This window comes from Paenibacillus sp. Soil724D2, from assembly GCF_001427935.1.
GTDB lineage: Bacteria > Bacillota > Bacilli > Paenibacillales > NBRC-103111 > Paenibacillus_E.
Genome location: NZ_LMRY01000023.1, coordinates 271,264 through 295,689 on the forward strand (window position 1 = coordinate 271,264; position 24,426 = coordinate 295,689).

At 45.7% G+C, this 24,426-nt stretch carries 23 protein-coding genes; 4 read left to right on the forward strand and 19 right to left on the reverse strand.

Annotated elements, in window-relative coordinates; genetic code table 11:
- Nucleotides 1-5: 5 nt before the first annotated feature.
- Complete coding sequence (locus tag ASG85_RS20470) at nt 6-2,009, reverse strand: beta-galactosidase (RefSeq protein WP_060647621.1); 2,004 nt, start codon at nt 2,007-2,009, stop codon at nt 6-8.
- Nucleotides 2,006-3,358 (reverse strand): glycoside hydrolase family 30 protein, encoded by a 1,353-nt coding sequence (locus ASG85_RS20475; protein WP_060647622.1) that lies wholly within the window; start codon nt 3,356-3,358, stop codon nt 2,006-2,008. The genes ASG85_RS20470 and ASG85_RS20475 overlap by 4 nt, the downstream gene beginning before the upstream one ends.
- 126 nt (nt 3,359-3,484) lie before the next feature.
- Between ASG85_RS20475 and ASG85_RS20480 the strand changes: the two genes are divergently transcribed.
- Nucleotides 3,485-4,399: an AraC family transcriptional regulator gene (locus tag ASG85_RS20480; protein ID WP_057307693.1), complete on the forward strand. Its 915-nt coding sequence runs from the start codon at nt 3,485-3,487 to the stop codon at nt 4,397-4,399.
- Between the two features lie 24 nt (nt 4,400-4,423).
- On the opposite strand, the gene ASG85_RS20485 is transcribed toward ASG85_RS20480, so the two are convergent.
- The 5 genes from ASG85_RS20485 to ASG85_RS20505 all read right to left on the reverse strand — a co-directional run bounded on the left by ASG85_RS20485 (nt 4,424) and on the right by ASG85_RS20505 (nt 9,438).
- Nucleotides 4,424-4,843, reverse strand: coding sequence for a helix-turn-helix transcriptional regulator (locus ASG85_RS20485; RefSeq protein ID WP_057307694.1), 420 nt, complete (start codon nt 4,841-4,843; stop codon nt 4,424-4,426).
- Nucleotides 4,844-5,389: 546 nt separating this feature from the next.
- A complete protein-coding gene (locus ASG85_RS20490) occupies nt 5,390-6,484 on the reverse strand; it encodes a Gfo/Idh/MocA family protein (RefSeq protein ID WP_057307695.1) in 1,095 nt (364 codons plus the stop codon).
- 20 nt (nt 6,485-6,504) lie between these two features.
- The gene (locus ASG85_RS20495) at nt 6,505-7,134 is read right to left on the reverse strand and encodes a ThuA domain-containing protein (RefSeq protein ID WP_057307696.1); all 630 of its coding nucleotides are present in this window, start codon (nt 7,132-7,134) and stop codon (nt 6,505-6,507) included.
- Between the two features lie 31 nt (nt 7,135-7,165).
- Nucleotides 7,166-8,326, reverse strand: a complete 1,161-nt coding sequence (locus ASG85_RS20500) for a Gfo/Idh/MocA family protein (RefSeq protein ID WP_060647623.1) — start codon at nt 8,324-8,326, stop codon at nt 7,166-7,168.
- Nucleotides 8,327-8,403: 77 nt separating this feature from the next.
- Nucleotides 8,404-9,438: a LacI family DNA-binding transcriptional regulator gene (locus tag ASG85_RS20505; protein WP_057307698.1), complete on the reverse strand. Its 1,035-nt coding sequence runs from the start codon at nt 9,436-9,438 to the stop codon at nt 8,404-8,406.
- Nucleotides 9,439-9,701: 263 nt separating this feature from the next.
- Between ASG85_RS20505 and ASG85_RS20510 the strand changes: the two genes are divergently transcribed.
- Nucleotides 9,702-11,066 (forward strand): putative bifunctional diguanylate cyclase/phosphodiesterase, encoded by a 1,365-nt coding sequence (locus tag ASG85_RS20510; protein ID WP_057307699.1) that lies wholly within the window; start codon nt 9,702-9,704, stop codon nt 11,064-11,066.
- Here ASG85_RS20510 and ASG85_RS20515 read toward each other — a convergent pair.
- From ASG85_RS20515 to zwf, 5 genes are all read right to left on the reverse strand, one after another.
- Nucleotides 11,061-11,849, reverse strand: a complete 789-nt coding sequence (locus tag ASG85_RS20515) for a YheC/YheD family protein (protein WP_057307700.1) — start codon at nt 11,847-11,849, stop codon at nt 11,061-11,063. The two genes, ASG85_RS20510 and ASG85_RS20515, sit on opposite strands and share 6 nt — an antisense overlap.
- Nucleotides 11,815-12,978 (reverse strand): glycosyltransferase family 4 protein, encoded by a 1,164-nt coding sequence (locus ASG85_RS20520; RefSeq protein WP_060647624.1) that lies wholly within the window; start codon nt 12,976-12,978, stop codon nt 11,815-11,817. Before ASG85_RS20520 ends, ASG85_RS20515 begins: the two co-directional genes overlap by 35 nt.
- 151 nt (nt 12,979-13,129) lie before the next feature.
- The gene (locus ASG85_RS20525; protein WP_057307702.1) at nt 13,130-14,713 is read right to left on the reverse strand and encodes a peptide chain release factor 3; all 1,584 of its coding nucleotides are present in this window, start codon (nt 14,711-14,713) and stop codon (nt 13,130-13,132) included.
- A gap of 229 nt (nt 14,714-14,942) precedes the next feature.
- The gene (locus tag ASG85_RS20530; protein WP_060647625.1) at nt 14,943-16,013 is read right to left on the reverse strand and encodes a metallophosphoesterase family protein; all 1,071 of its coding nucleotides are present in this window, start codon (nt 16,011-16,013) and stop codon (nt 14,943-14,945) included.
- A 163-nt stretch (nt 16,014-16,176) separates the two neighbouring features.
- The gene (zwf, locus tag ASG85_RS20535) at nt 16,177-17,712 is read right to left on the reverse strand and encodes a glucose-6-phosphate dehydrogenase (RefSeq protein WP_060647626.1); all 1,536 of its coding nucleotides are present in this window, start codon (nt 17,710-17,712) and stop codon (nt 16,177-16,179) included.
- A gap of 191 nt (nt 17,713-17,903) precedes the next feature.
- Here zwf and ASG85_RS20540 point away from each other — a divergent pair, with 191 nt between their 5' ends.
- On the forward strand, nt 17,904-18,278 hold the full coding sequence (locus ASG85_RS20540; protein ID WP_060647627.1) for a hypothetical protein: 375 nt from the start codon (nt 17,904-17,906) through the stop codon (nt 18,276-18,278).
- 42 nt (nt 18,279-18,320) lie between these two features.
- Here ASG85_RS20540 and ASG85_RS20545 read toward each other — a convergent pair whose 3' ends face one another.
- Nucleotides 18,321-18,767, reverse strand: a complete 447-nt coding sequence (locus tag ASG85_RS20545) for a GNAT family N-acetyltransferase (protein ID WP_057307706.1) — start codon at nt 18,765-18,767, stop codon at nt 18,321-18,323.
- A 168-nt stretch (nt 18,768-18,935) separates the two neighbouring features.
- Here ASG85_RS20545 and ASG85_RS20550 point away from each other — a divergent pair, with 168 nt between their 5' ends.
- Nucleotides 18,936-19,655 carry a hypothetical protein gene (locus ASG85_RS20550; protein ID WP_057307707.1) on the forward strand — a complete coding sequence of 240 codons (720 nt, stop codon included), beginning with the start codon at nt 18,936-18,938 and terminating at the stop codon, nt 19,653-19,655.
- Between the two features lie 580 nt (nt 19,656-20,235).
- Here ASG85_RS20550 and lepB read toward each other — a convergent pair.
- From lepB to ASG85_RS20580, 6 genes are all read right to left on the reverse strand, one after another.
- Complete coding sequence (lepB, locus tag ASG85_RS20555) at nt 20,236-20,784, reverse strand: signal peptidase I (protein WP_060647628.1); 549 nt, start codon at nt 20,782-20,784, stop codon at nt 20,236-20,238.
- A gap of 26 nt (nt 20,785-20,810) precedes the next feature.
- Nucleotides 20,811-21,458 carry a response regulator gene (locus tag ASG85_RS20560; protein WP_060647629.1) on the reverse strand — a complete coding sequence of 216 codons (648 nt, stop codon included), beginning with the start codon at nt 21,456-21,458 and terminating at the stop codon, nt 20,811-20,813.
- Nucleotides 21,459-21,511: 53 nt separating this feature from the next.
- Nucleotides 21,512-22,573, reverse strand: a complete 1,062-nt coding sequence (locus ASG85_RS20565) for a sensor histidine kinase (RefSeq protein WP_060647630.1) — start codon at nt 22,571-22,573, stop codon at nt 21,512-21,514.
- A 49-nt stretch (nt 22,574-22,622) separates the two neighbouring features.
- Nucleotides 22,623-23,285, reverse strand: coding sequence for a cell wall-active antibiotics response protein LiaF (gene liaF / locus ASG85_RS20570; RefSeq protein ID WP_060647631.1), 663 nt, complete (start codon nt 23,283-23,285; stop codon nt 22,623-22,625).
- Between the two features lie 172 nt (nt 23,286-23,457).
- On the reverse strand, nt 23,458-24,084 hold the full coding sequence (locus ASG85_RS20575; protein ID WP_057307711.1) for a PspA/IM30 family protein: 627 nt from the start codon (nt 24,082-24,084) through the stop codon (nt 23,458-23,460).
- A gap of 26 nt (nt 24,085-24,110) precedes the next feature.
- Nucleotides 24,111-24,401, reverse strand: coding sequence for a hypothetical protein (locus ASG85_RS20580; protein WP_057307712.1), 291 nt, complete (start codon nt 24,399-24,401; stop codon nt 24,111-24,113).
- Nucleotides 24,402-24,426 lie beyond the last annotated feature (25 nt).

Genomic DNA, 24,426 nt, shown 5'->3' on the forward strand with positions numbered 1-24,426 from the left:
ATCAGTTACGCTTCTTCGATAATCGCAATTCCCCAGCGAGTCAGCTCCCTGACCTCACCTTGCTTCACAGCCTGTCCACTCAACAATTCTTTCCCCTCACCGTGCGGATACTTCAACGTCTCGCTACGGTCCGAGTAATTGAAATAGTAACGGATGGTCTTCCCTTGGTCATTAACGCCCGATTTAACAATAAGAGGATACTGGATATCTTGATCCTTCCCCCATAGTCCGGCATCTTTGACTGCCTTTTCCAGCACCTTACTCATCAAGGCAGCGCTCGGCAGACAGCCAATATAAGTCGCAGTGCCTTTCCCATAGCGGTTCTTTGTAATAGCCGCATACGCTCCCCAATGAGGATGGTCATAAGAAGCCAATACCTCTGCCGTTGTAGGAGTAAGCAGTTCCATCCATGTGTTCACGATGTTGTCCTCCGGTCCAACTTCAAAAGGGTCACCCTTGAATGAAACAGATTTCGGCTCCACAAACATACTGTAGTGGATACCGCAAGCTTCATCGATAGCACCTGGTTGATGTGTGGTGCGGACTTTGACATTTTCGTTGGTAAAGCCACTTTTAAACGTATAGACGACATGCCCGCCATTTCGGACGAAAGCGTTCAACCGCTCCAGCAGTTCATCTGACGCTGCATATAATGCCGGAACAAGAATCAGCTCATAATTCTCCAACGCATCACTGTCCGGATGAACGATATCACAACCGATATTCATTTTATATAACTGGTCGTACATAAGCCGAACAATATCGTTATAGTTGACTTGACGCCCGGGCAGAGGGAACCATTCCATCGCCGTCAAAGCCTCATTGCTGACCAGCATCGCGGCCCGATTCGATTTTTGCAGATTCACAAGCTGCGGCGACAATCGGTTAAAATCTCTACCGATGGTCTTAGCTTCTTCATAAACGGGATTCGACTCCAAATCGTGACTTAGCAGGCCCTTCCAGTAGGTTTCAGCTGAATTGTGGATCGAATGCCAATGCCAATAAGAGACCATGTTAGCTCCAGAGGCCAGATGGCTGAATGCCTGAAGCCTTAATTGTCCTGGGTAAGGAGTCCAGTTAGGAAAAGCTTGCGCCTGAGTTTCCAATACGAAATAATTGGTTCCTTTTAGAGAACGGGTAACGTCTCCACCAAATGAAATTTCGGTTCCTGTCAGCTCATCCTGGGACGGATGATAAATATCCACTCCGGCAATATCCAAAGACGATGACGCAGCGAAATGGTCTACATCCGGTTGAACACCGTAGGAGTAACCTCTCCACTCGAAATCAAAGTTATGCGTGACGAACTGACCTGGTCGCTTATACTCATTAACGATAGATGCTTGCCACGCCAGAAAATCGGTGACGAGCTTCCTTTGGAATCGGGCGAATTCCACCCCCAGACTGCCGTTGATCGTACCAACGACGGAAGGGAAATCCTCCCAACTGTTAATTCGGTTGCTCCAGTAGTCCAGCCCGAATTCCTGATTGAGACGTTCTAGGGTCCCGAACTTGTCTTTCATATATTTCACGAACATGAACTGGACGTTGGAACCCGCAGTTTGATAATGTTTGGTCTCGTTATCTACCTGATAACCAATAATCGCAGGGTGATTTTGAACATGACCGATCAGCTTCCGTATGATTCTTTCGGCATAAAACAAATACGTTGGATTCGTAATATCCATAATTTGACGAGCACCGTAACGCCCTGGCCCCTTAGGAGTTACAGCCAGTACGTCAGGATGCTCCTTCACCATCCATGTAGGAATTGCATATGTGGGTGTTCCGACTATGACCTTAATGCCGGCTTCATACATCGCATCCAACACGCGATCTACATGTGAGAACTCGAATACCCCATTCTGCGGTTCATGCGTACTCCATGTCGATTCAGCAATTCGCACCAAATTAATACCGGCATCCTTCATCATCTGGATATCTTGGTCCAATCGTTCATAGGGCATGTATTCTCTATAATATGCAACACCATATAGCAGCTCTTTCATCGCCCATTTCCTCCACTAAAAACTATTGTATTGAACGAATCCGGTTCAAGTTCAAATGTATTTACCTTTGCTCCGTCTGATAAACAAACATTCTTTGTTTCTGCAAACGGATTAGCGATCACGACCACTTTTTCTCCGTTCGGCTTTTCAAATGCAAGCGCATTTCCGGTCCAAGGACCTTTTAACCCTATGCGTATTGATTCTGGAGAAACAAAGTGTGAGAAGTGCTTCATCACATAATATTCTGGGTTGAAAGTCGCTGCCTTGGTCGCTGGATCTACCGTAATCATCGAGTTTTGCTCCCAGCCCCACGTGCTGCGTCCCTTCGGCTCAAGCACCATGTTCCAATAGATGTAGGCATTCACGCCGTTCGTGAAATAGTGCTGATACAAGTTAAAGATGTATTTGGCATAATCCCACGTATTCGTGCCGTCTCCACATTCATTTTCCGTCTGCATATAACGAAGTTCCGGATAGCTTTGAACGGTTCTTTGGATTCCGTATTTTCCAGCCCACTGGTAGCCGACACCTTTAATATACTTGTAAGCCTCAGGATCACTCAGCACGGTAAAAGCATAGGCATTGAAATCAGACGACGATTTTTTCAACCATTCCTGCCAAGGTTCTGGCGCGTTAATCGTTCCCAGCCAAATTTCAGCATCAATCCCATGCTTCTCGAATGCAGGGCCCAAGTAATCTCGAATGAAATCGCGGAGCTGTTCCCCTGTCCACAAACAGGATGGGAATTTTTGATCAGCAACAACTTCGTTTTGAACGTGAATTTGATGAATCGTAATCCCTTCATTGCGGTAGGCTTCTACATATTTGACGAAATAAAGCGCATATGCTGCTAATATTTCCTTCTCCCAACGTAATGTGCCATAGTTATAGGCTCTAGGGAACTTCATCCAAGTTGGAGGGCTCCAAGGGGAGGCGAAAAACTTCAAATCCGGATTATAGCTTAAGGCTTCTTTGATATATGGAATCAAATATTTCAGATCCCTTTCGATGGAGAAATGCTTCATTTCAAAATCTCCATCTGTCTCATTTAGACTATACCACTCAAGTGCGTAATCACTGGCGCCGATCGGAAGACGGCAAATACTAAACTTATGGTCACCATCCGGGTGAAACAGCGAGTGTAAAACCTGCCCGCGTTCCTTTTCCGACAAATGAGCAAGCGCGGCGAAACCCAACTCATTGAAACATCCGCCGAAGCCCTCAACCAATTGAAATTTTTCATCAGTGAATGCAAGGTTTGCAGCGTCACTGCCATTATGAGAGACTGGCTTTTCTTGCCACACGGATTCTTTCGTACTTGATATCCACTGTATGTTAGCGTTTTCCATGATCTATAGCCTCCATCCGTTTTTCGTACAACTTGATCCTTTTCTCTCTTTATTATAGATTGAGAATAGATCTATACGCGATTGTCCAAACAACGTGAAATTTACCCAAAACCAAGGTGAACCCATATGGCTAATGAAAAACAGTATTTGTCTTGGGAAAAAGCCAATTGGCTTCCCATGTTTGATTGGAATGTCAAATTTTTTGGAGCTCACTTACAGCAAGTGGAAAACAATTGGGAAATGCCCATAGAATCTCATATTGGCTTTGAAGTTAATCTAATTCTAAAGGGCTGTCAAGAAACGGTCATGGAAAAGAATCGTTACTTGCTGCAAGCCGGAGATATCATTCTGATTCCGCCAGGATTCAAACATGCTAACCGTTGTATATCCAGGGAAGGCATGACGTATTTCACTGCCCATTTCAACGTAGATGACCCCCTATTTCGCCAAGAAATGATCAAAAACTCTAAGATTCTCTTCTTATCTGAAACCGAGGAAAATGGTAAACTGCGAAAAGTTCTCGATGATTGGGTTGAAATGGCCATGCAACCTCGCGACTATACGACAACTGATCGATTTCGCTTGCAAGCTGCTTTATTTGAGTTATTTGGAATCTTGTCTCAATTTGTCTGTCCGGCACAGGATCAGGATCAGAATGAAAGCATCCCTCCCACTTCCGTTCAGTATGCCAAAGCAATTGCTGAGGCCATCAAAGCATCCTTTAATCCATATTCACCGATAGACGAAGAAACGCTAGAAAAGAAATTTCGGATCGAGGACATTGTTTCCTCACTTGGGATCAGCTCTGGTTACGGACTTGAGGTTTTTCGCAAAGTGTTTGGGATGTCTCCCCGGCAATATTTGTCCGATCTTAAATTGCATGAAGCGAAGGTCCTCATTGCGCAGCCCGATCTACCACTCAAAAAAATCGCCTCCTTATTGGGTTATTCTCATTTATCACATTTCAGTAGACAATTTAAACGGTGGAGTGGGATGAGCCCCTTGCAGTACCGACAATCCAAAAAAGCTGCCCATCATTAGGCAGCTTTCTCTTTCTCTATGACATTAACCGTCAAGATTGTTCCGATATTGGCTGGGAGTCATACCCATGTACTTTTTAAAAACCTGAAAAAAGTACTTCTCGTCGTTGTAACCGACCTCATGTGCAATATCGCTTAATTTTTGACTGCGATTATTCAGCCTTTCACAAGCATGCTCCATGCGGATTTTATGCAAATACTCCAAAAAATTTGTTTTTAATTCCTGTTTAAACAATAGATTTAAATACCCTGGTGTGATGAAGACTTCACGCGCCACCTGCGTTAGTTCTGCCAAGTTTTGCCCGAAAACTTCATTTGTGTTAATGTTTTTTTCGATGCAGAATCTATACAAGGCAAAAACCAAAGCAAGCGTTGATTTCAGAACATGCTCTTTTGAGGTGCTTTCCGGTTTTAGTGCCTCGTTAAATGCTTTTAATGATGACAAAATAGTCTTCGAATCCCCAATCAAAACGGCTCGAAGAATGGAATTCTCTTGTGATAAGGGATATGACGTATAGACGGGATCGTCGTCTACGGTTTCTTTGTAAAATATTGTGTTGAACTTTCTCTACGTGTGGAATCAATCCCTCCGTTCCCGTCCATTCCTCCCTCACCGATAATCGGTTGAGGCGCTTTTGCATTCACATATCCCAAAACTTTTACCTTCGTGTCAACACAAAAAAAGTGGCTGTCCCAAGTGTAGATAAATCTACCTGGGACAGCCACTTATAGTCATTGAACTTTTGGGACATTCGAAGCAGTATTCAAACGAAGCTCATACTTCCATTGGATTTTTTCCAATGGAATTGATCTTCAGGCTTCAAAATTCGTGCTTCTATTGGAGTAACCCCAATGAAATCGACGTTTAGGGCGCTAAAACCCTACTTCCACTGGATTAACTCCAATAGAAGTAGCAGCAGACTGAGAAATTTATAAGTAGGAGCTGAATTTTCCAAATATGACATAGGAACAGTCCCGCATCTAAAACTTTTTATAGTACCGAATCAGGTGACAGCGGGGCTGGTCTTTCACAGCTGCTTTGCATCACATAATGCTTCCCAGAGTCAGACGCGTCGTGGAAGCCATGCATTGCTTCGAGCACGTGGTACGCCAGCTCCCCATTCGCGCGATGTGCATCACTTTGGCCGCTTATCAGGGCCTCAGCCATGGCTGCAACACCTAAACCGCGGTGGTTTTCTTTGTAACCGTGCGACAGAGGAATCGGCTCCCAATCTGAACCTCCTTTGCGAATAAGCACCTGACCGCCGAATGTATTCGGATCCGGAACACGTAAAGACCCTTGACTGCCGTAGATTTCAATGTTCGGCAGCTGAGTGCCGCCCATAATATCAAAGCTTGTTACAAGCGTTGCAATCGCTCCGCTATGGAAATCCAGTACACCCGCAATATGCGTTGGTGTTTCTACCGTTATTTTTTGCCCACGTTTCTTCTCACTAGAAATGGTGCGCTCCGGGAAACTAGCGGCAGCCGATCCGGTTACTCGGCGGATAGGACCCAGCAAAGCCACAAGCGCAGTTAAGTAGTAAGGACCCATATCGAACATAGGGCCGCCGCCTTTTGCATAATAAAATTCAGGATCCGGATGCCAATGCTCATGGCCTTTACCCATCATGAATGCCGTTGCTGCAATTGGTGTGCCAATCCAGCCGTCATTTATCAGCTTCACACACGTTTGGATACCTCCTCCGAGGAATGTATCCGGTGCACTGCCAACCAGTAATCCCTTACGGCGCGCAACTTCTAGGATCTGCAAACCTTCTTCACGGGTAACAGCAAGCGGCTTCTCCACATACACGTGTTTACCCGCTTCCAACACTTGAATACAGACTTCGGCATGCGCTGCCGGAATCGTCAAATTAATCACAATATCAATATTCGAATCATTCAATAGCTCTTGAACCGTGTACGCATGAGGAATGCTGAATTCCTCCGCACGAGCCTTTGCTCTGTCCAAATCAATATCGGCACACGCGAGCAGCTCCAAATGCTCAAAGTTAGGAATATTTTTCATATAGGCTGCACTAATATTTCCGCAACCGATAATACCAACTTTCTTCTTACTCATCTCTTACTTCCCCCTAATCATTATCGTGTTGCCCACAGTAAGCCGCGACGCATTAATTCTAGTGTTTCTGGCATCCGAACGATGTTAGCTTGGTGACCCAGCGAGTTATAATATACCTTGCCCGCTCCATAGGTTTTGGTCCAAACAACCGGCATCTCCACATCGTCAAAGTCTGTAACCGCATGTACGTGAATGGCTGGATCCACATGCATGTAATACTTTTCCGAGACAACAACGAAATCTTCCATGCCCTCCGTCAATAGATGCCCCCGATCCTTGATTCGAACCGTATACGTAACGCCGTCATTCCCAGGATGCGCTACCCATTGACCGCCAACCATGTATTGATATTCCACTTCATTACGGAAGGAATCTCCCATGCCGCCATGACAACCTGCAATGCCAGTTCCGCCTTCTTTTACCGCAGCGATTAACGGATTCAACTGCTCACTTTCGATTTTACCCATGGTCCATACTGGAACGATAAGATCAACGCCCGCCAAGCGCTCTGCATCTTTGAAGCTGTCCAGTGTATCCGAAACTTCTACGCCAAAGCCTTCCTCACGCAATAACCCTGCGAAAATACCAGCCACCTCTTCAGGCTGATGACCGTCCCAGCCACCCCACACAATCAATGCTTGTTTACTCACTGCCCAAATCCCCTCTCCTACTTATCTATCCTTAGACTTCGCTAATACTCACCCAACGACGCTGCGCAATGGATTGATCCACCGCTTCCAGCACCTCTTGACACTTCACACCATCTACGAAATTCGGGACCGGCTGACGGTCTTCCGAAAGGGCGTTCATCAGCTCAACGACTTCGTGGACAAATGTGTGCTCATACCCAATCGTATGTCCTGCAGGCCACCATGCATCCATATAAGCATGGGACGGATCCGTCGCCAGAACTCGTCTGAAACCCTGTACATCCTCATCATCGCTTGTAAAATAAACCTGCAATTCATTCAACCGTTCAAAATCAAACTTCACACTGCCCTTACTGCCATTAATTTCAAAAGAATTCGTGCACCGGTGCCCTGGCGCAAAACGAGTGGCCTCGAAGCTGCCGAGCGCCCCGTTCGCGAAGCGTGCCATGAACAGTGTCGCATCATCGACCGTTACCGGTCCGCGCGGTGCATCCTTGCTGCCTTTGGCGCTAAGCCCCGTCATCGAAGTCGGCAGTGGCCGCTCCTTAATGAACGTCTCACTCATGCCGATAACCTCCCTCATGTCACCGACTAAGAAGTGCGCCAGATCGATCAGATGCGCGCCTAAGTCGCCGTGCGACCCAGAGCCGGCAATCTCCTTCTGCAACCGCCAGACCAGCGGGAACGTTGGATCTACGATCCAATCCTGCAGGAACCAGGCGCGGAAGTGATAGATATCGCCGAGGCGGCCGCTCTCGACGAGCTTCTTCGCGAGCTGCACCGCAGGTGCAAACCTGTAGTTGAAGCCCACCATGTGCTTCACCCCGGCTGCTTCAGCCGCCTCCAGCATTTCCCTTGAATCGGCAAGGGTCAGCGCCAGCGGCTTCTCACAGAATAGATGCTTGCCGGCCTTCGCCGCAGCAATGGCGATTTCCTTGTGCGCATCACTGGGTGCATTGATATCGACGATGTCGATATCGGGATGCGTGACCAGCTCGCGCCAGTCGGTGACATACCCGTCCCAGCCGAATTGTTCGGCTGCACTGCTGACACCGCTTTCATCTCTACCGCAGATTAGCTTCATCTTCGGTACCGCTGTCTGCGGGAAAAACATATGCAAATCCTTATAAGCATGACTATGTGCTTTACCCATAAACTTATAGCCAACCATACCGATATTGAATGATTTCATAAAAGTGCGCCTCCTTAGAGTGATGCCTTAGCAAAACTAGCTAAGCATTAACTTGAGTTCTTTCATCCTTATAACAATTAATCATTTATGATGATTGCTCTCGATGATTTTCGCACAACTAATCGGGTTGGCAGCTTGATTCGTGTTTCCTTCGTGCCTTCCCCATGCAGCAAACCCGCCAGCACACTGCGTGCCGCCTCTTTGCCCATCTCGTAGAAAGGCACATTGATGCTGCTTAGCGGTGGATCGCTGAGCTTAGCAGCATCCGAATCATCGCAGCCAATAATAGCGAAATCGCGCCCAGCGATCCAACCACGCTCACGGAGCCCTTGCATCAAACCGATCGCCATCCGATCATTGGCCGCAAATACCGCTTCCACCTGATCCCGATGTTCCCATAGCCCTGATGCCGCTTCATAACCGCTTTTACGGCTGTAATTGCCTTCAAGAAGCAGCTCAGGCGGAACTGCTAAACCTGCTTCACTCATTGCTTTCCTATAGCCCTGAAGTCTATCGCCAGAGTTCGAATACTGGGGCGAACCGTTCAGAAAAGCAATCTTCCGATAGCCCTCTTCCTGTAAATGCCGAACAGCGCTATAACTGCCTTCTACATGATCCGCATCCACCTCATGAAAGGTTAACCCCTCGAAGCTTTGATTGACCAAACAAAAAGGTAATCCCTGCGCCTGCAGCTGCATTAGCGATTCCCGCTGCTGAGGAGTATCCCTTGAACCCAGGATGACACAAGCATCCACCTTCTGCGAGCGATAAAGTCGGGTGTAATCCAAACTCTCATCCGGTGTTAAAAGTGACAGCAGCATGTCGTAGCCCTGCTCCCTTACTTGTTCCCCTATGCCGCTTAATATTTCCGCGAAATAAAAGGCTGAGAAGAGATGCACTTTGGGCATATAGGGCAGCACAACGCCAAGATTACCACTGCGCCTCCGAGCGAAGCTTTGCGCAATAGCATTTGGATGATAGTTGAGCTGTTTAGCAGATTCAAGTACACGCTCTTTCGTAGCAGGCTTCATGGGGCCTAACCCATTGAATACACGGGATACGGTCGCCTCTGAAACACCTGCTAGTTCAGCAACCTCTTTTCTCGTCACCATGCATAAGCCTCCGATAATTCATTCATTAAACTAACAATGTACACGCGTACATTTTCTCATTCAACAGCCATTCATGTCAATACAAAATTATTGAGTATTTTATTCAACAGAATTCGACATTTTCATCAATTTTACATAAAGTTAACCAAGAAATTTGCTATTATTTGTAAAAATAACTAATTTATAATCTTGTCTACTGTTCGCATTTGGACTTATGATAAGGGGTACAGTGGACAACTATGATGTGGGAATGAGTGATAGCAATGAAAGCAGTCTGGCGCCTTTTTCACTTCGCCGCATCGGCAGCATTAGGTATTCTTAGGGGTAAGAAAATAATCACTCGCATTCACCATCGACAGCGACTTCAAGCATTATTAAAGCAGGCTATTGAAAGTCAATATCATGTTAAGCGCACAGCCCTTTTACGTTCTCTTCTCATCCTTGATATTGACCGGTTTCGCCAAGTTAATTTCTCGCTCGGATACAAGTCTGGCGATCTCCTTTTGGAAGCAGTGGGCAATCGTCTGCGGACCATACACGGCTGTGATCTTGTTGTTCAATCAGGAGATGATGAATTTGCTCTCCTTATACATGCTAATACCCAAGATCAGCTTTCCCAAACCATTCAAAGCATCCAGCACGTTTTTGTTACATCCTTCATCGTAATGGATCAAGAATGTTATATTACCGTGAGTATAGGTATGAGTGCTGTCGACATATCGCTTGCTACGATCGAACAAGCCTTGCATCAAGCTGATCAAGCTCTCCTAGCCGCTAAGCGTACAGGTAAGAACAAGCTTGTCACCTATCATTCATCGCACGTGCAGCGGTTCTCCAATCAGGTTCAGATGGAAACTGAGCTGCGGAAGGCTATACTTGAGAATCAACTCATCTTATACTATCAACCACGTCTTGAACTCTCCACTGGAAACATTATTTGTTTGGAAGCGTTGGTGCGCTGGAATCACCCGAAGCTCGGCTTAATTGCTCCAAACGAGTTTATTCCGCTTGCTGAAGAGAGCGGTTTGATTTTACAGCTTGGTGAATGGGTGCTCCGCGAGGCTTGTCTCCAAAAAGCAAGATGGCTGGAGGCCGGTATTTTGAACTATCAAATTGCTGTAAATATCTCCCCTTGCCAATTTCAAGATGAGTCCTTTTCTGATAAGGCCATTCAGATTATTGAGCAAACCGGCGTCGACCCTGCCTTTCTTGAATTTGAAATTACCGAAAGCTCCATTATGCAAAATATGGATACAACCGTCGCGGTACTGGATAAGCTATGTACGAAAGGGATTTCGATCTCGATCGATGACTTCGGAATTGGCTATTCATCACTTAATTACTTGAAACAATTCCCTATCCATTGTCTCAAAATTGACCGTTCTTTTGTTAAAAATATACATAGCAATAAAGATGATTGGGCCATTACAAATGCTATTATCCATCTCGGCCATGCTCTTGAAGTGCAGGTGGTTGCAGAAGGCGTAGAAGAATGGAGCCAGCTTGAAATATTGAAAGAAACAACCTGCACGACGATTCAAGGCTATTTATTAAGTCCTCCCGTATCCGCTATAGAAATTGAGCAAACCTTTCATAGGAATAACAACAGACCGGTTATGATTTCATAACCGGCTGTAAGCTTTGGCATAACGTCTCATTTTGGCAAAAATACGTTTATCGCTCAATCTTCGAAAAATATAGGGATCAGGACTCGTATTTACTTCAAGAATCCATGGATGCAGCTTATCGTCCAAGGCAACATCGACACCGATCTCCTTAACCCCTTTATAACGCGTGTTAATCGCCTTAGCAATCTGCAACCCCAGAACATGCAGCTTCTTGACATAAACCTTTCGCTTACTTGAAGGCAAATACTTGTGGAGCAGCGTTTCCACCGGCTTCAATGTTCCCCCATTGTGGAAATTAGTAACCACTTTTTTAGGATGGGCTACTCTGCCTATTACACCCGTAGTCTCCCATTTGTGAAGAGGCGTTTGTTGAACCATAACACGAAGATCGAACCGGTTTCCTTTGTATTTGAGCAGATGAATCCCTTTTTGTACTAAATAATGCCGTTTTTTCGTCACTTTACTGATGGATGCATACATCTCATCAAATGTTCTAAACTGTTTTAATCGAACGCCTGACTGATACGAATATGGCTTTTCTGCCCCCTCCTCCGCCATTTCCACACGTATAACACCGTTTCCAAACATACCTACATTGGGTTTAATATACACCATTTTGTATTGGTTAAGCATTTCCCTTAGTGTCTCTTGATTCATTCGTTTAGTGGTCGGAACATATTGACGCAGCTTTTCCTTTGATTCAATTGCTTTTGTTTTGCCAATTTTGCTAGTGACGTACCTTGCTCTACTAAGACGAACCGGTTTCCTTGACGTATTTTTCATGTTTTGCCTCCAGCTTCAGTCTATAGAAGTCGGCCAAAGATTGTGCTGTGGCCTGCCAGCTGAATTGCTTTTTGACATCGCTCCGCGCCTGTTTGGCTAAACCCTCTGCCCATTCTTTCCGTTCGGCCACCGCCACAATACTCCGTGCGAATGCGCGAGGATCTCGAAATTCTTTAATCAGAACCCCGTTATGTTCATGCTGAATGACCTCTTTAATTCCTCCAATATCCGAGGCGATAACTGGAAGTCCAGAAGCCATCGCTTCCACATTCACCAATCCAAATGCCTCATGCTTTTGTGAAGGACAAACGAAACAATTCGCGAGTCCATATACTTCATGTATCTTTCGATGCGGAATATTACCTAGAAACTTTGTTGGCACTCCAAGCGTATTAGCCTTCCTTTTAAGCAGCGCCTTGAAACCCTTACCTTGCTCGCCCCCAGCAATCAACAGCTTCAACCCAGGGATCGATTTTCTAGCCAGATGAACAGCATGAATTAAAGTAGGGATGCCTTTGCGATGGATAAGTCGGCCGACATAAAGGATCTGAAAACCGTTATTGCTAACCCGATACTTTCTTCTTAAACGTCTCCTCGCTTTCTCCGATTTTGGGCAAAATCTAGCCAATTCGGTCCCGAGGTAAATCTTGTGAAGCTGATCTCGTTGTTTCGGATACAGTCTTGTTAGCTCCTCTGCGAGTGAACTGCTGTTAGTTATAATACAATCCACTTTATTCAAATGCTTGGAGCATCTACGAACAGAAGCATAGGGCGGCTTTACGAAAGTTAAGGAATGTAAGAATAAAGATACTGGCGTTTTCGGAAAATGGCGTTTGATGACGGCAGCATACTGGGGTCTGTTATCAACTTGAATCCAATCAAATGTCTTTCCTTTGGTTGCCTTAAGCACTTCCTTCAAGTACGTATGAGAGCTTCCCGTAGGTACTCTTATTATCGTAAGTTGACCTCGCCGCGAAATATGGCTATACCTAGGATGCTGCCGCGAAATAACGGTAACTTGATGCATTTTGGCAAGCTCCCGTGCAATGGAATGAATGCATATTTCGACGGAACCACCTAGAACTGGCGGTACTGGAATTTGTTCAGGAGCAATGATTAAGAGGTGCACGTCTCTAATTCACTTCCTTAGGGCTAGCTTAATGACAACTTATTAACCCGTACCTATTGTATGAAGCAAACCATCCATTGGCGACAAAATAGAAAGAAGAGGCTGTTCCCAGATTAAGTTCTGGAAACAGCCTCTTCTTCAATTACAACACTTATGGAGCGCTAGTTAAAAATTTAGCAGTCGGGTTTTTCTCGATCGAAGATCGCAGCGCATACTCGCTCTCGAACAAGCCTACGAAATTCCCTTTTTTATCTTTTACCAGCTGTGAGTTAATGCGGAATTTACTCGGATCCAGCTTCTCGTCTATAATCCAACGAGCGAACTGATAGTTCTGACGTTGTAGTAAAATGTCTACGCCATATTCGGATTTCATCCGGTGTTCAAGCACTTCGAATTGCAGTTGACCGACTACGCCAAGAATCATATCCTCGAAACCAATCGTGGTAAATACTTGAATCATACCTTCTTCGGTCAATTGATCAATCCCTTTGAGGAACTGCTTTTGCTTCAAAGCATTCTTGATCGAAACTTTGCTGAACAGCTCCGGAGAGAACGTAGGCAGCTCGTCGAAAACGACCGCTTCCCCTTCACTTAAGGAATCCCCGATCCGGAAAATACCGGGATCAAACAAGCCGATGATATCGCCCGGGAATGCCTCTTCAACGATGTCACGGTCTTGCGCCAAAAATTGCTGCGGCTGAGCTAACTTAATGTCTTTGCCAAGTCGAACATGTTTCACGGACATACCACGCTCGAACTTACCAGAAACGATTCGCAGGAAAGCCACACGGTCGCGGTGAGCTGGATTCATATTCGCTTGAATCTTGAATACATAACCTGAGAATTTCTCTTTGGTAGGCTCTATGATGCCTACTGTGCTGTTGCGGGGCTCAGGCGCTGGCGCAAGCTGAAGGAAGTTCTCTAGAAACGTCTGCACACCAAAGTTGTTCACCGCACTGCCGAAGAAAACAGGTGTAAGCTCACCTTGCAGCACTTTCTCCATATCAAACGGATCCCCGGCTATATCGAGCAGCTCGATATCCTGGCTTAATTGTTTGTGCAAGAATTCGCCGGCAATTTGCTTCACTAATGGATCATCAACACCATCCACCTTGCGCACTTGAATCTCTTTATGATCTTCACCTTGATACAGCTCTAATTGTGATTTCCCGCGGTCGTAAACCCCACAGAACTGTTTACCCGAACCAATCGGCCAGTTCATTGGATACGAACGAATACCGAGTACTTCTTCTAATTCCTCTAAGAGTTCAAACGGATCACGGCCCTCGCGGTCCATTTTGTTAATAAACGTGAAGATCGGTATTCCGCGCATTCTACACACCTGGAATAGCTTCTTCGTCTGCATCTCGACCCCTTTGGCTACGTCGATCAGCATCACCGCACTATCTGCAGCGGTAAGTGTTCGGTACGTATCCTCACTGAAGTCTTGGTGACCAGGTGTATCCAGAATATTCACGCGATGCCCTTCGTAGTCGAACTGCATAACGCTGGACGTTACCGAAATTCCACGCTGCTTCTCGATTTCCATCCAGTCGGATGTCGCATGTTTGCTAGCCTTACGTCCTTTGACCGTTCCGGCTAAGCGAATCGCGCCTCCGAATAACAGCAGTTTCTCGGTTAATGTTGTTTTACCCGCATCCGGGTGAGAAATAATCGCGAACGTACGTCGCTTAGCGACTTCTGTTGCGAGAAGTTTAGTGAGTTGAGTTGTCATCTGTTAGATTATTCCCTTCTTGTTTTACATATAGAGGTAGTTTAAAAAGTTCACTTTGATAACGAAGTTATTCAGGAAGCATCTCGGCATCGAATCTTGAACGAAACCGGGAAGTCCGGTACTCACGTAGCAAATCTCTACGCTCCGTTCCTCCTTCTCCGGACTTCGTCCAACCTTCTCGGTTCTGAAAGCGAGCTTTTTAAACATGCATTTAATAGCTTACTATGAATTAGGCTTGAACTTTCTGCAAATCAATACTCCAATTCGCTTCATCTAGGAAAGTTCGATTGCTAAACTCTCGGCCGCGCACGACGACCTTATCCGCAAATACTTGCACATAGATGCCCTGTGCTTTATTTTTGGCTTCTTGCTGGTACGCACGGTTAAGCGTTCTTCCAACCGAAGCATTGTGGAAATAATGGAAAGACTCCTTCACATAATGCGGTGTCCCATTCTGGAAATCTTGATGGCGATGTCCGCAGAACACGAACACATTCTTATAAGGCTTTAACGTCTCGCGGAACTTGATTGCACGTATTAATTGATGTGATCCTCCATCTGTGCCACTGGCTGGCAGCGGTTGATGCGTCATCACGAACAGTGGTCTTCCTGGTTGATAGAGGCTTTTCACCCGTTCTTTAAACCATTCCAGCTGCTCATCGGAATACCAAGCTCCCTCACCGACCTCTGGCTTCTCCTGCACGTACGCTTCTTGTGAAAGCAGCAAGATGGAGTGACCCTTGGTCGTAAAATCATTGTAGAGTTGCTTGTAACCAAAAAACTTCTTGAACGACTCTCGGCTCATCGCGTCACTTTTGCCGTTAGGAACAGCTGCTTGATCCCAGTTATTCGCTTTATTAATCCAGATGGAGTAATAATCATGATTTCCCATGTTCGCATGAACAGGCGGAAGTTTATATTCACTTACAATGGTACGCAGCTCCTTATAATCTTGTTCCGTTCCTGTGTCCGTCAGATCGCCTGTTAGCATGATAGCATCAACAGGTCCGTCAAAATGTGTAATATCATCAAGCGCTTGTCTTAATTTCTTACCCGTAAGTGCATCACCTATACTGATATGAAGGTCGCTTAATATAAAATAGGACATGAGGGGACCTGTCAGCAAGGGTTCTGCCGAAGATTGTGCCACGGATTGAGAAGGCTCTGGTTTCACAGATGATAGGGCGGGCTGAGCATCTGGAATAAACTTTTTCTTCACCATTTGACTAAAAATCGCACTTAAACCAACGAGTGCAGCCCCTATTGCCAGCAGCCATCTGATAAAAGCTCTTCGTGACATATACGCACCTCATGTAATGAATAGTAAAATTTACTCCGTAATATTTATTATACCACAAAAAAAATCCAACAGGCAGAGTCGCCAGTTGGATGTTAAGCTTGTTACCTCAAGGATAAACGGCTTACGCCGTCCATAACGAGCGCGTTTGTCAAGGTTGAATCAACTAGGTTAAAACCGTTGTTTTTTGAACGGCTTCCCAATCAACTTCACCTTCATTTTGACCGTTAATCGGCCACCACTTGAAGCCGTCATCGCTTAGGAGTTTCGATGCCTCTTCAGGCCCCCAAGATCCGGCTGGGTAGTGTTTCAGATCTTCCGTCTTCTCACTCCATGCTGCTGCAATACGATCCACATAGGACCAAGCAAGCGCCACTTCATCCCAACGGGTAAAGTACGTGGAATCTCCACGCGTTGCATCATAAAGCAAGCGTTCGTAAGCTTCCGGTGTATTGATACCGATCTGACAGCTTTGGCAGAAATCCATCGCTACTGGTACGATGACGCCTTCCGACCCCGGCTGCTTCGCATTCATTTTCAGATAGATGCCTTCCATCGGATTCACACGGAAAACAAGCAAATTCGGCTCCAACTCATGCTTCTTAGCCAAATACACATTATTCGGGATATTCTTAAATTCTACAACGACCTCCGTCGTTTTAACTGGCAGCCTTTTACCCGTACGAATGTAAAAAGGTACACCTGCCCAGCGGAAATTATCCACGTGAACCCTGGCTGCGAAATAAGTCTCTGTTGTCGATTGCGGATTCACCGAATCTTCTTCGCGGTAAGCTGGCAGGGCTTTGCCTTTGGATGAGCCACTCGCATATTGACCGCGGACCACATTCGCACGAACATCTTCGCCGGATTCGAATAAGCGGAGGGAACGCAGGACCTTCACCTTCTCATCACGGATATCTTCCGGATGCAGACGGCTTGGCGGTTCCATTGCCATCATCATCAGCATTTGCAGCATATGATTCTGACCCATGTCTCGCAGGGCGCCAGAATGATCATAATAACCGCCGCGTTCTTCAACGCCGACAGTTTCACTTAACGTAATTTGAATGTTAGCTATGTATTTGTTGTTCCAAAGTGGTTCAAAGAAGGCATTCGCGAAACGAACGAACTCAATATTTTGTACCATTTCTTTACCTAAGTAGTGATCAATGCGGTAAATATCTTGCTCTTCAAATACTTGACGAAGTTGTCCATTCAAGCGCTCAGCAGATGGCAGGTCGTAACCGAACGGCTTCTCAATAACAAGACGGTGCCAGCCATTGGTTTTGAGCAATCCACCTTCACTTAAGTTGTACGATACGTTACCGAAAAGCTCTGGAGCCAGAGCCAGGTAGAACAAGCGGTTCCCGCCGGTCTGATACTTCTCATCCAGTTCTGCTGTCAGTACATTAAGTTCATGGAAACCAGCAACATTATTGATATCCAATGACATGTATTCAAAACGCTGCGCGAATCGATCCCATTCCGCCTCATCCGTCACTTTATAACGGGCAAAATTCTCAATCGAATGCTTTACATCATCACGAAATTGTTCATTCGTACGAGGTCTTCTAGCCAAACCAACTACGGCAAAATTTTCTCCTAACTTTCCTTCACGATATAGGCTATAAAAAGCAGGAAACAGTTTTCTTTTCGCCAAATCGCCCGTTGCTCCGAAAATATAAAACACAGCTCCACTCATCTATGCATCATTCTTTCTCTATTAGGATTAGTTAATATGCTTAGCATACCTAAAATAGTCAAGCTATTCAACTTTTCTGAGAACTTTCTCTCATAACTTTTTCTTATGAGAATATAGACATTCGTCTATACCGTTCCGCCCGGCCATGAATAGGCTGAAAGTACACAATAACACGGAGGTGCTAAGATACGATGCAGCCTATATATCCGATTACTGATAAAACCTGTCAAAGCTTTTACGGAAAGCCTGTTCTAATATTTTTAAACGATGGCTCCGAAATCTTTGGTGTATTAAGTCGTATTGAAAAAAACAAGCTGATCCTGAATGATGATGCCACTCCAAAGCTCAACACGACAACGAAGAAAACCAAAAAAACCATTTCCAAATCAAAAACAGTTAAAGCGAAGCAAGCAAAATCCCCAGATCAAACCTCATTCTCGGGTACAGCAGCAGAGGGGTATTCTTCCTTTGGCCTTCCTCTCTTAAGCTTCGGTGGCGCGGCCCCTGGCTATCGAGGCGCAATCGATATTCAACTCGAAAACGTTGCAGCTATGTTCAGTGAATGATGAAAGGGCTGTGGATGAAACCATCATCTGCAGCCCTTTGTCTTATCTTCTCAATTTCTTACTCATTTTATAGCAGCTTAGCTCGGGAATAAACGAATGGACTTCGTATCCTTTGCGTAAGTAAAATTGAATCGCTTTAGGGTTGCTTTCATCAACAAAAAGTTCAGCCGTCACACAGCGCTCACTTTTCCCATACTCTTCGGCGACCTTCATAAGCTGCTGTCCCCAGCCTCTCCCTTGCTCACGAGAATCGATGGCTAGCATATCAATGAATAACACACTCGATTTACGAATCATCGTGATGAATCCGAACGGCTGTTTATACCCTTTGGCAGTAACAAACGTTTTGTTCTGATTCAGTCTCTTCCGTATTTCTGAAAATGTTACAGAAGTACCTGTGTCATAAAGTCTAGAAAAGGGTACTAACTGTTCAACGACTAATCGATGAATCGCTCGATCGTCAATGGAAGCCATTCGTTTGCGTATCACTTGGCACCGCCTCCACAAGAAGCAATAATGCTATCTTATGTTGGCAAGACTGCAAATGACTCCGCTTGATTAGGCAGCTTTTTTTAACTATTCTAACAAAGCAAGTACCAATTTACCCCAGCCCTTACGAATGCTATACTATGATTAAGCGAAAATGAGGTGATCTCCATGATTTATGCATATCCCCCAATCATGGCTTTGAACAGCTATCAAACCCACAAAGACTACTACCGGGTAAGCGCGGTAAGCGGTATTGCTGGAGGTAAATCAAGTACCATTCGACGTCCTCTTGACATGCCTTATGAAGAGTTAGCCTACAAACAACACGCTCAGTCTGCCGCGAAAGGTGTAGCCGAATTTGTTCAATCTGCACAGAACGTTAAACAATCGGCACAATCCTTGGTGGAGTCTCGACTTTCTGCTATTGCTTACAAGGCAACACCACTTTCGTCAGAAGCCGATAGCGAATCCATCATTGAACCTATACGTCAATTCGTACATACATATAATGAATTTCAGGACAGTTTGCGGGATTCTCCAGAGTATTTGAATCGTTCTCTTCTCATAGGACTAGAGCAAGCCGCTAAGCCCTATTCTCTGAAAGAGATTGGGATAACAAAGCTGGATGACGGAAGTTTAGAACTCAAAGAAGATCAACTTCAAGATCAAATTAAGAACCAATCTAGCTCCACGTTAAAAAGTCTTGGCAGCATTACAAACTTCGCCGCCACACTCTCGAATTCGATAGGACAATTGCAGCAATTGCCATCGGAGTCGTTGTTCCAAATGTCTCGTTCACAGCTTAAGCCTTACGGCCAATATCGATCTCAGCTCCAAGCTTATCTGCCGGTACCGATGAGTGGATTGCTGCTTGATATTCAGATGTGAGTGACAATTCAGAATTGCATAAATCTTGTTAAAAATGTTCTGGATGGTACACAGGTACACTTGAATCGTGTCGAGATAAACCTCTATCGATGTCGTTCGAAGATGATCGACCGAAATGAGAATCCCTATTTGCCGTAGATTGATGTTGTAGAAAATGCAACAATTACTGCCTAAATCTCGCCTTTTCCCCTCTATTGTTGCATCATGTACAACAATTTAGTCCTATAAAGGTCATTTTGCAAGAAATGGGCTCAAAATGTTGTACAAACTGCAACTTCAAGTTGCAAAATCGCCTTTAGGGGTGCAAATTGTTGAACAAAATACAACATTGGTAACCGCTATAGCCCATTTGCCTTCATGAAAGCTAGAATGACTCTAAAATCAAATTTTAGAGCTTTGAATACCAGTTATGAGAGACATATTGAATCAATCGACAGTCTTAATTATGCAACATATCATATTATTAAATTATATCAATTTCTCAAAAAAACAACCCTGATTTTATACTTTCTGATATAAACAAAAAACGACCCTCGAATGAGCCCATGCACATGCATGCTCACCCAGAGGGTCGCTTTTATTAGAATAGCTTCTTACCTAATACATGATCAAGAGGGATGTATCCGATCACTCTGCTATCCATACTATTATTTCGGTTATCTCCCATCACGAAAATATGATCGACAGGCACTGTCCATTTCTTGTTCCCATTAGCCCTCATTGCCTCGTTAATGTAAGGCTCATCAAGTGGCACGCCGTTGCGGTACATCTTATCGTCCTTAAGCTCCAATTGATCTCCCGGCTTACCAATCACCCGTTTGATCCAGACATGTTTATCATCACCACTCGTAAATAAACTGAGCAATGGGCTGTCTAACAAGTCGTTCTTGAAGGTTCTCTTAAGATCGACTCTGGAGTCGATAATAACAATATCCTCATAGTTAGGTTCATATTTAAACGTATGAGAAAGCTTTGATACATACACGCGTTGACTGTCATGCAGCGTCGGATCCATGGAATGTCCCATTACCTTTGTGGATTGGAACACGAAAACACCAAGAAATACGACTAAAATAAACGAAATGGCAATGGAACCAAACCAGCTCCAAATTTGCTTTAATAGATTCATTCGTATCGCTCCCTTGTGACTATTTGCTATTCAGCCAAACCATGTTTAAAGGCATAGATGGCGGCTTGTGTTCGATCTTCTACACCTAGCTTGGCCAGAACATTGGTGACGTGAAACTTTACCGTCTTCACACCGATAAACAAATCATCCGCCAGCTCTTGATTGGATTTACCTTTCGCAATCAAGCGAAGCACTTCCATTTCACGATCGGTTAACTCCTCATGCGGTTCTGCAGCCGGCTTAGGCTGACGAAAACGATTCATGATCTTGGAGGCGACCTGTGACTCCAGAATGGACTGCCCTTTAGCCGCCGCTCTGATCGCTTGGGCGATCTCGGAGGCACGTGATGTTTTGAGCAAATAGCTGAAAGCCCCTGCTTCAATCACTGGATACATTTTCTCATCATCTAAGAAGCTCGTCAACACAATGACTTTGCAATCGGGGTAAAGTTGCAGCAGCTTCCTTGTCGTTTCGATACCGTCCATGCCTTCCATGACCAAATCCATGAGCACGACATCCGGTCGATATTCCTGTGCTAGCCGAATGCCATCATGACCATTACTGGCTTCACCGACCACTTCAATACCATCCTCTGTCCCTAGTACAGCTGCCAGTCCGATCCTGACCATCTCGTGGTCATCGACAAGTAAAACCTTGATCAACGTGTCTTCCATTTGCTTCTCCTCTCGATAGAAACTATTTTTGCCAGGCAATCTATGATAATGGATTAACTTTCAACCGAATATTCAGTAGCCAGTATAGGCACACGAATTTCAATACGCGTACCTCGATCAGGCGCCGTAATGATATCCACAGAGCCGCCAATTTCATTAACCCGCTCCTTCATGGACACTATACCATACGATGTAAGCTTCTTAGCATCTAATTCAAATCCGACCCCGTCATCGCGTATCGCAAGCCGAACACCGTCAGGACGATGCAGCAGCTTCACTTCCAGCTTATTCGCCTTAGAATGACGCAGAGCATTAGAAAGCGCCTCCTGTACAATACGGAACAAATGGTCCTCAATCCCCTTATTCAAGCGGATATCCTCGTCCATATCCCAAGTAATCGCCATGGGCACTTTAGCCGCAAGCTCCTTCAGAAGCTCGACAAGTCCTTCGGACAGTCGTTTTCCTTCCAGGTGGATAGGTCTTAAATGCAAAAGCAAGGCTCTCATTTCCGATTGGGCAACAGAAGCCATCTCCTCGATGAGATGAATTTGCCGTTTAGCCTTCTCGAAATCTTTATCCAAGGTCCGCCCTACTGCTGTTGCCGTCATCGATATCGCAAATAATTGCTGGCTCACCGCATCATGAAGCTCACGCGCCAATCGCTGTCTTTCTTCAATTACGGCAGACAGCTTAGCTTTCTCCGCAAGCTCCGCATTATCATTGGATAAGCGTTGTAGGGAAGTAACCTGCTCTTCCCACCTTTTCATAATACGGCCTAACTGATCCCCTAGGCGTCCGATTTCATCTTCACCGTGTTGGAAGCCGCCGCGGGCAAACGTCCCTTTTTCGAGCAAAATCATCGTTTCCATCATCGGCTCAAGCCTCCGAGTAATTCGGTTGCTATTCCAGAAGCCATACACAGCGCCAATGCCGCCTATTACCAAAATTGCCATGAATGTAAATTTAACGCCCTCTTGCCAACTCGTAAAGGGCACTATCAGATTGCGTGAATTCAAAAAATAAATGATCGCGCCAAACACAACGAAACTAAAGATGATCGATTCACTCATGCTGCGCCATATCATATTCGTTAATCGCCGTTTATAGCCGTCCAATTGGTGATGAACCTCCTCGAGATCTTTACGCGTGCCTAAGCGCACATTCTCACAATACTTTGATCTTGATATCTCCTACGATGTAAGAAAGCACAAGTTTCACGCGGTGATCGCAAAGTTCATAGTTAGGGGACTGCCAAATCAGCTTGTTCATAACCCCTGACTCACGCTCATTCGCAACTTGAATCTGCCCAAATGAGATGGAAGCCGTCACAGCGACACCGATATCCTCCGGCACTTTTATATCTACATCCCCTACAACACCTTGCAGGATGACCGTGGTTTCCTTTTGCTCCAAAATCGCAAGTGAAAGATCAATGTAGGTTTCTCCAATAATGTACCAAGTTGAACTGTTCCGTAAAATCCAAGGCTCACGGCCTAAACGGACGCTATCCACCAATTTCTGCTTTTGCATGTACGTATCGTCTTTGTGTACTTGCTTAGATCGTATGAAAAACAAACCTAGCGAAATTAAAACAATAGAGAACACGATAGTAATGTGATCACCGAATAAAATCACTGCCCCTATGCCGATCAGTACATAACCTTTGCGCTCTTTGCGTGAACGGACCCGATGAATGCCTAGCAAGATGAGGATAATGGCAAGAATGGGGAAAAAGCCTATCGTATGATCTAGAAGCAAAAAAAGACCGGCTCCAATCAGCACTAGTGCTGTATTGCGGTTACGGTTGCTTTTAGTTTCTTCTCCCATCGCTGCACCTCCTCTGGCTGACTTTTAATTAGTTCATATAGATTCCTAGCATACCATAAGAATGGACGACCTCCAAGATGCAAATCCTTGCGCGGCAAGGCTTCCGTATGAATCATGGAGGTCAAGGGCTCCTCAGCGCCTACTTATCAGGCGCTGGAGGGATAACACGCGGCTATTTCTTGCCGCGCGGATCGGTATCATCACTGGAGCGATGCTGCTGCCACTCTTGCTGGAACTTGCCGCGCAGCGTGCGCAGTTCCTGCTGAAGGTTGCCGCCGGCTTCCTTCAGCGTCTCTTGCGACAGGCGGCCCGCTTCGCGGAGCCCCTGAAGCGCTTCCCGGCCGAGCTCGCGGCCGGTCACTTCCAGCTCGCGCCAAGTATCGCGAGCCTCTTTCTCGTGCAGCCCGCCGCTCGGCGGCTGCACCCCCTCGGCTGCGTGCCCCGCACGCAGCCCGCGCAGTTCATCCGCGAGCGCCAGGCACACGTCCTGGCTGCTCGCGTACTGCGCGCGGTAGTGCTCGCAAGCGGCTTCCTCGCGCTGCTTCTCTTGCAGCGCTAGCCGCGCGAGCTCTTCATCGCCGGCGCGCATCGCCAGCTCGGCCTGCTCGCCGCGCAGCTGCGCCATCTCCTCTGCGTTCACACTGTGGCTTCGCAGTTCAATAGTTCGCTGCAGCGCATCCTGATAGCGCTGTTCCAGCTTCTCGATCATGCTGCTCCCCCGATCATGGTGATCAAGCTTGCCGGCCGTTTCATGCCATGCTGCTTCTGCCATCTTTCCAATGCGATCCAATATACTCATGTTGTTACACCCCCATTACTGTTGATTTAAAATTCATTTCGTTTCTTCAATAAATGAATACCATACACCACTAAACATGCTGCGAACGCAATCGCGATGAAGCCCGATAGTTTAATAGTCAGTATCAAGCCGCCCAAGCCGGCGAAAAACCATCCAATTTTCTTCCCATTCTTAATCCCTACATAGCCTAATCCAAGCATAGCTGCCGGGAATAAAAAGCCCATTAAATGAACATGACCACCCAAATGATGCAGACAAATAAGTAAACCTGCCGTGATTAAAACTAGTGCCAACCCTTTTGATCGATCCATACTCATTCTGTTTACCGCCCTTCACGTGTTC

Excerpts from the sequence above, each read along its gene's own strand:
- ASG85_RS20490 (WP_057307695.1), bottom strand. The coding sequence starts at position 6,484 with ATGAGTAAGAAGAAAGTTGGTATTATCGGTTGCGGAAATATTAGTGCA.
- ASG85_RS20580 (WP_057307712.1), bottom strand. The coding sequence starts at position 24,401 with ATGAGTATGGATCGATCAAAAGGGTTGGCACTAGTTTTAATCACGGCA.
- ASG85_RS20530 (WP_060647625.1), bottom strand. The coding sequence starts at position 16,013 with ATGTCACGAAGAGCTTTTATCAGATGGCTGCTGGCAATAGGGGCTGCA.
- liaF (WP_060647631.1), bottom strand. The coding sequence starts at position 23,285 with ATGGGAGAAGAAACTAAAAGCAACCGTAACCGCAATACAGCACTAGTG.
- ASG85_RS20510 (WP_057307699.1), top strand. The coding sequence starts at position 9,702 with ATGAAAGCAGTCTGGCGCCTTTTTCACTTCGCCGCATCGGCAGCATTA.
- ASG85_RS20475 (WP_060647622.1), bottom strand. The coding sequence starts at position 3,358 with ATGGAAAACGCTAACATACAGTGGATATCAAGTACGAAAGAATCCGTG.
- ASG85_RS20515 (WP_057307700.1), bottom strand. The coding sequence starts at position 11,849 with ATGAAAAATACGTCAAGGAAACCGGTTCGTCTTAGTAGAGCAAGGTAC.
- ASG85_RS20550 (WP_057307707.1), top strand. The coding sequence starts at position 18,936 with ATGATTTATGCATATCCCCCAATCATGGCTTTGAACAGCTATCAAACC.
- ASG85_RS20575 (WP_057307711.1), bottom strand. The coding sequence starts at position 24,084 with ATGAGTATATTGGATCGCATTGGAAAGATGGCAGAAGCAGCATGGCAT.
- ASG85_RS20470 (WP_060647621.1), bottom strand. The coding sequence starts at position 2,009 with ATGAAAGAGCTGCTATATGGTGTTGCATATTATAGAGAATACATGCCC.
- ASG85_RS20500 (WP_060647623.1), bottom strand. The coding sequence starts at position 8,326 with ATGAAATCATTCAATATCGGTATGGTTGGCTATAAGTTTATGGGTAAA.
- lepB (WP_060647628.1), bottom strand. The coding sequence starts at position 20,784 with ATGAATCTATTAAAGCAAATTTGGAGCTGGTTTGGTTCCATTGCCATT.
- ASG85_RS20540 (WP_060647627.1), top strand. The coding sequence starts at position 17,904 with ATGCAGCCTATATATCCGATTACTGATAAAACCTGTCAAAGCTTTTAC.
- ASG85_RS20480 (WP_057307693.1), top strand. The coding sequence starts at position 3,485 with ATGGCTAATGAAAAACAGTATTTGTCTTGGGAAAAAGCCAATTGGCTT.
- ASG85_RS20505 (WP_057307698.1), bottom strand. The coding sequence starts at position 9,438 with ATGGTGACGAGAAAAGAGGTTGCTGAACTAGCAGGTGTTTCAGAGGCG.
- zwf (WP_060647626.1), bottom strand. The coding sequence starts at position 17,712 with ATGAGTGGAGCTGTGTTTTATATTTTCGGAGCAACGGGCGATTTGGCG.
- ASG85_RS20525 (WP_057307702.1), bottom strand. The coding sequence starts at position 14,713 with ATGACAACTCAACTCACTAAACTTCTCGCAACAGAAGTCGCTAAGCGA.
- ASG85_RS20560 (WP_060647629.1), bottom strand. The coding sequence starts at position 21,458 with ATGGAAGACACGTTGATCAAGGTTTTACTTGTCGATGACCACGAGATG.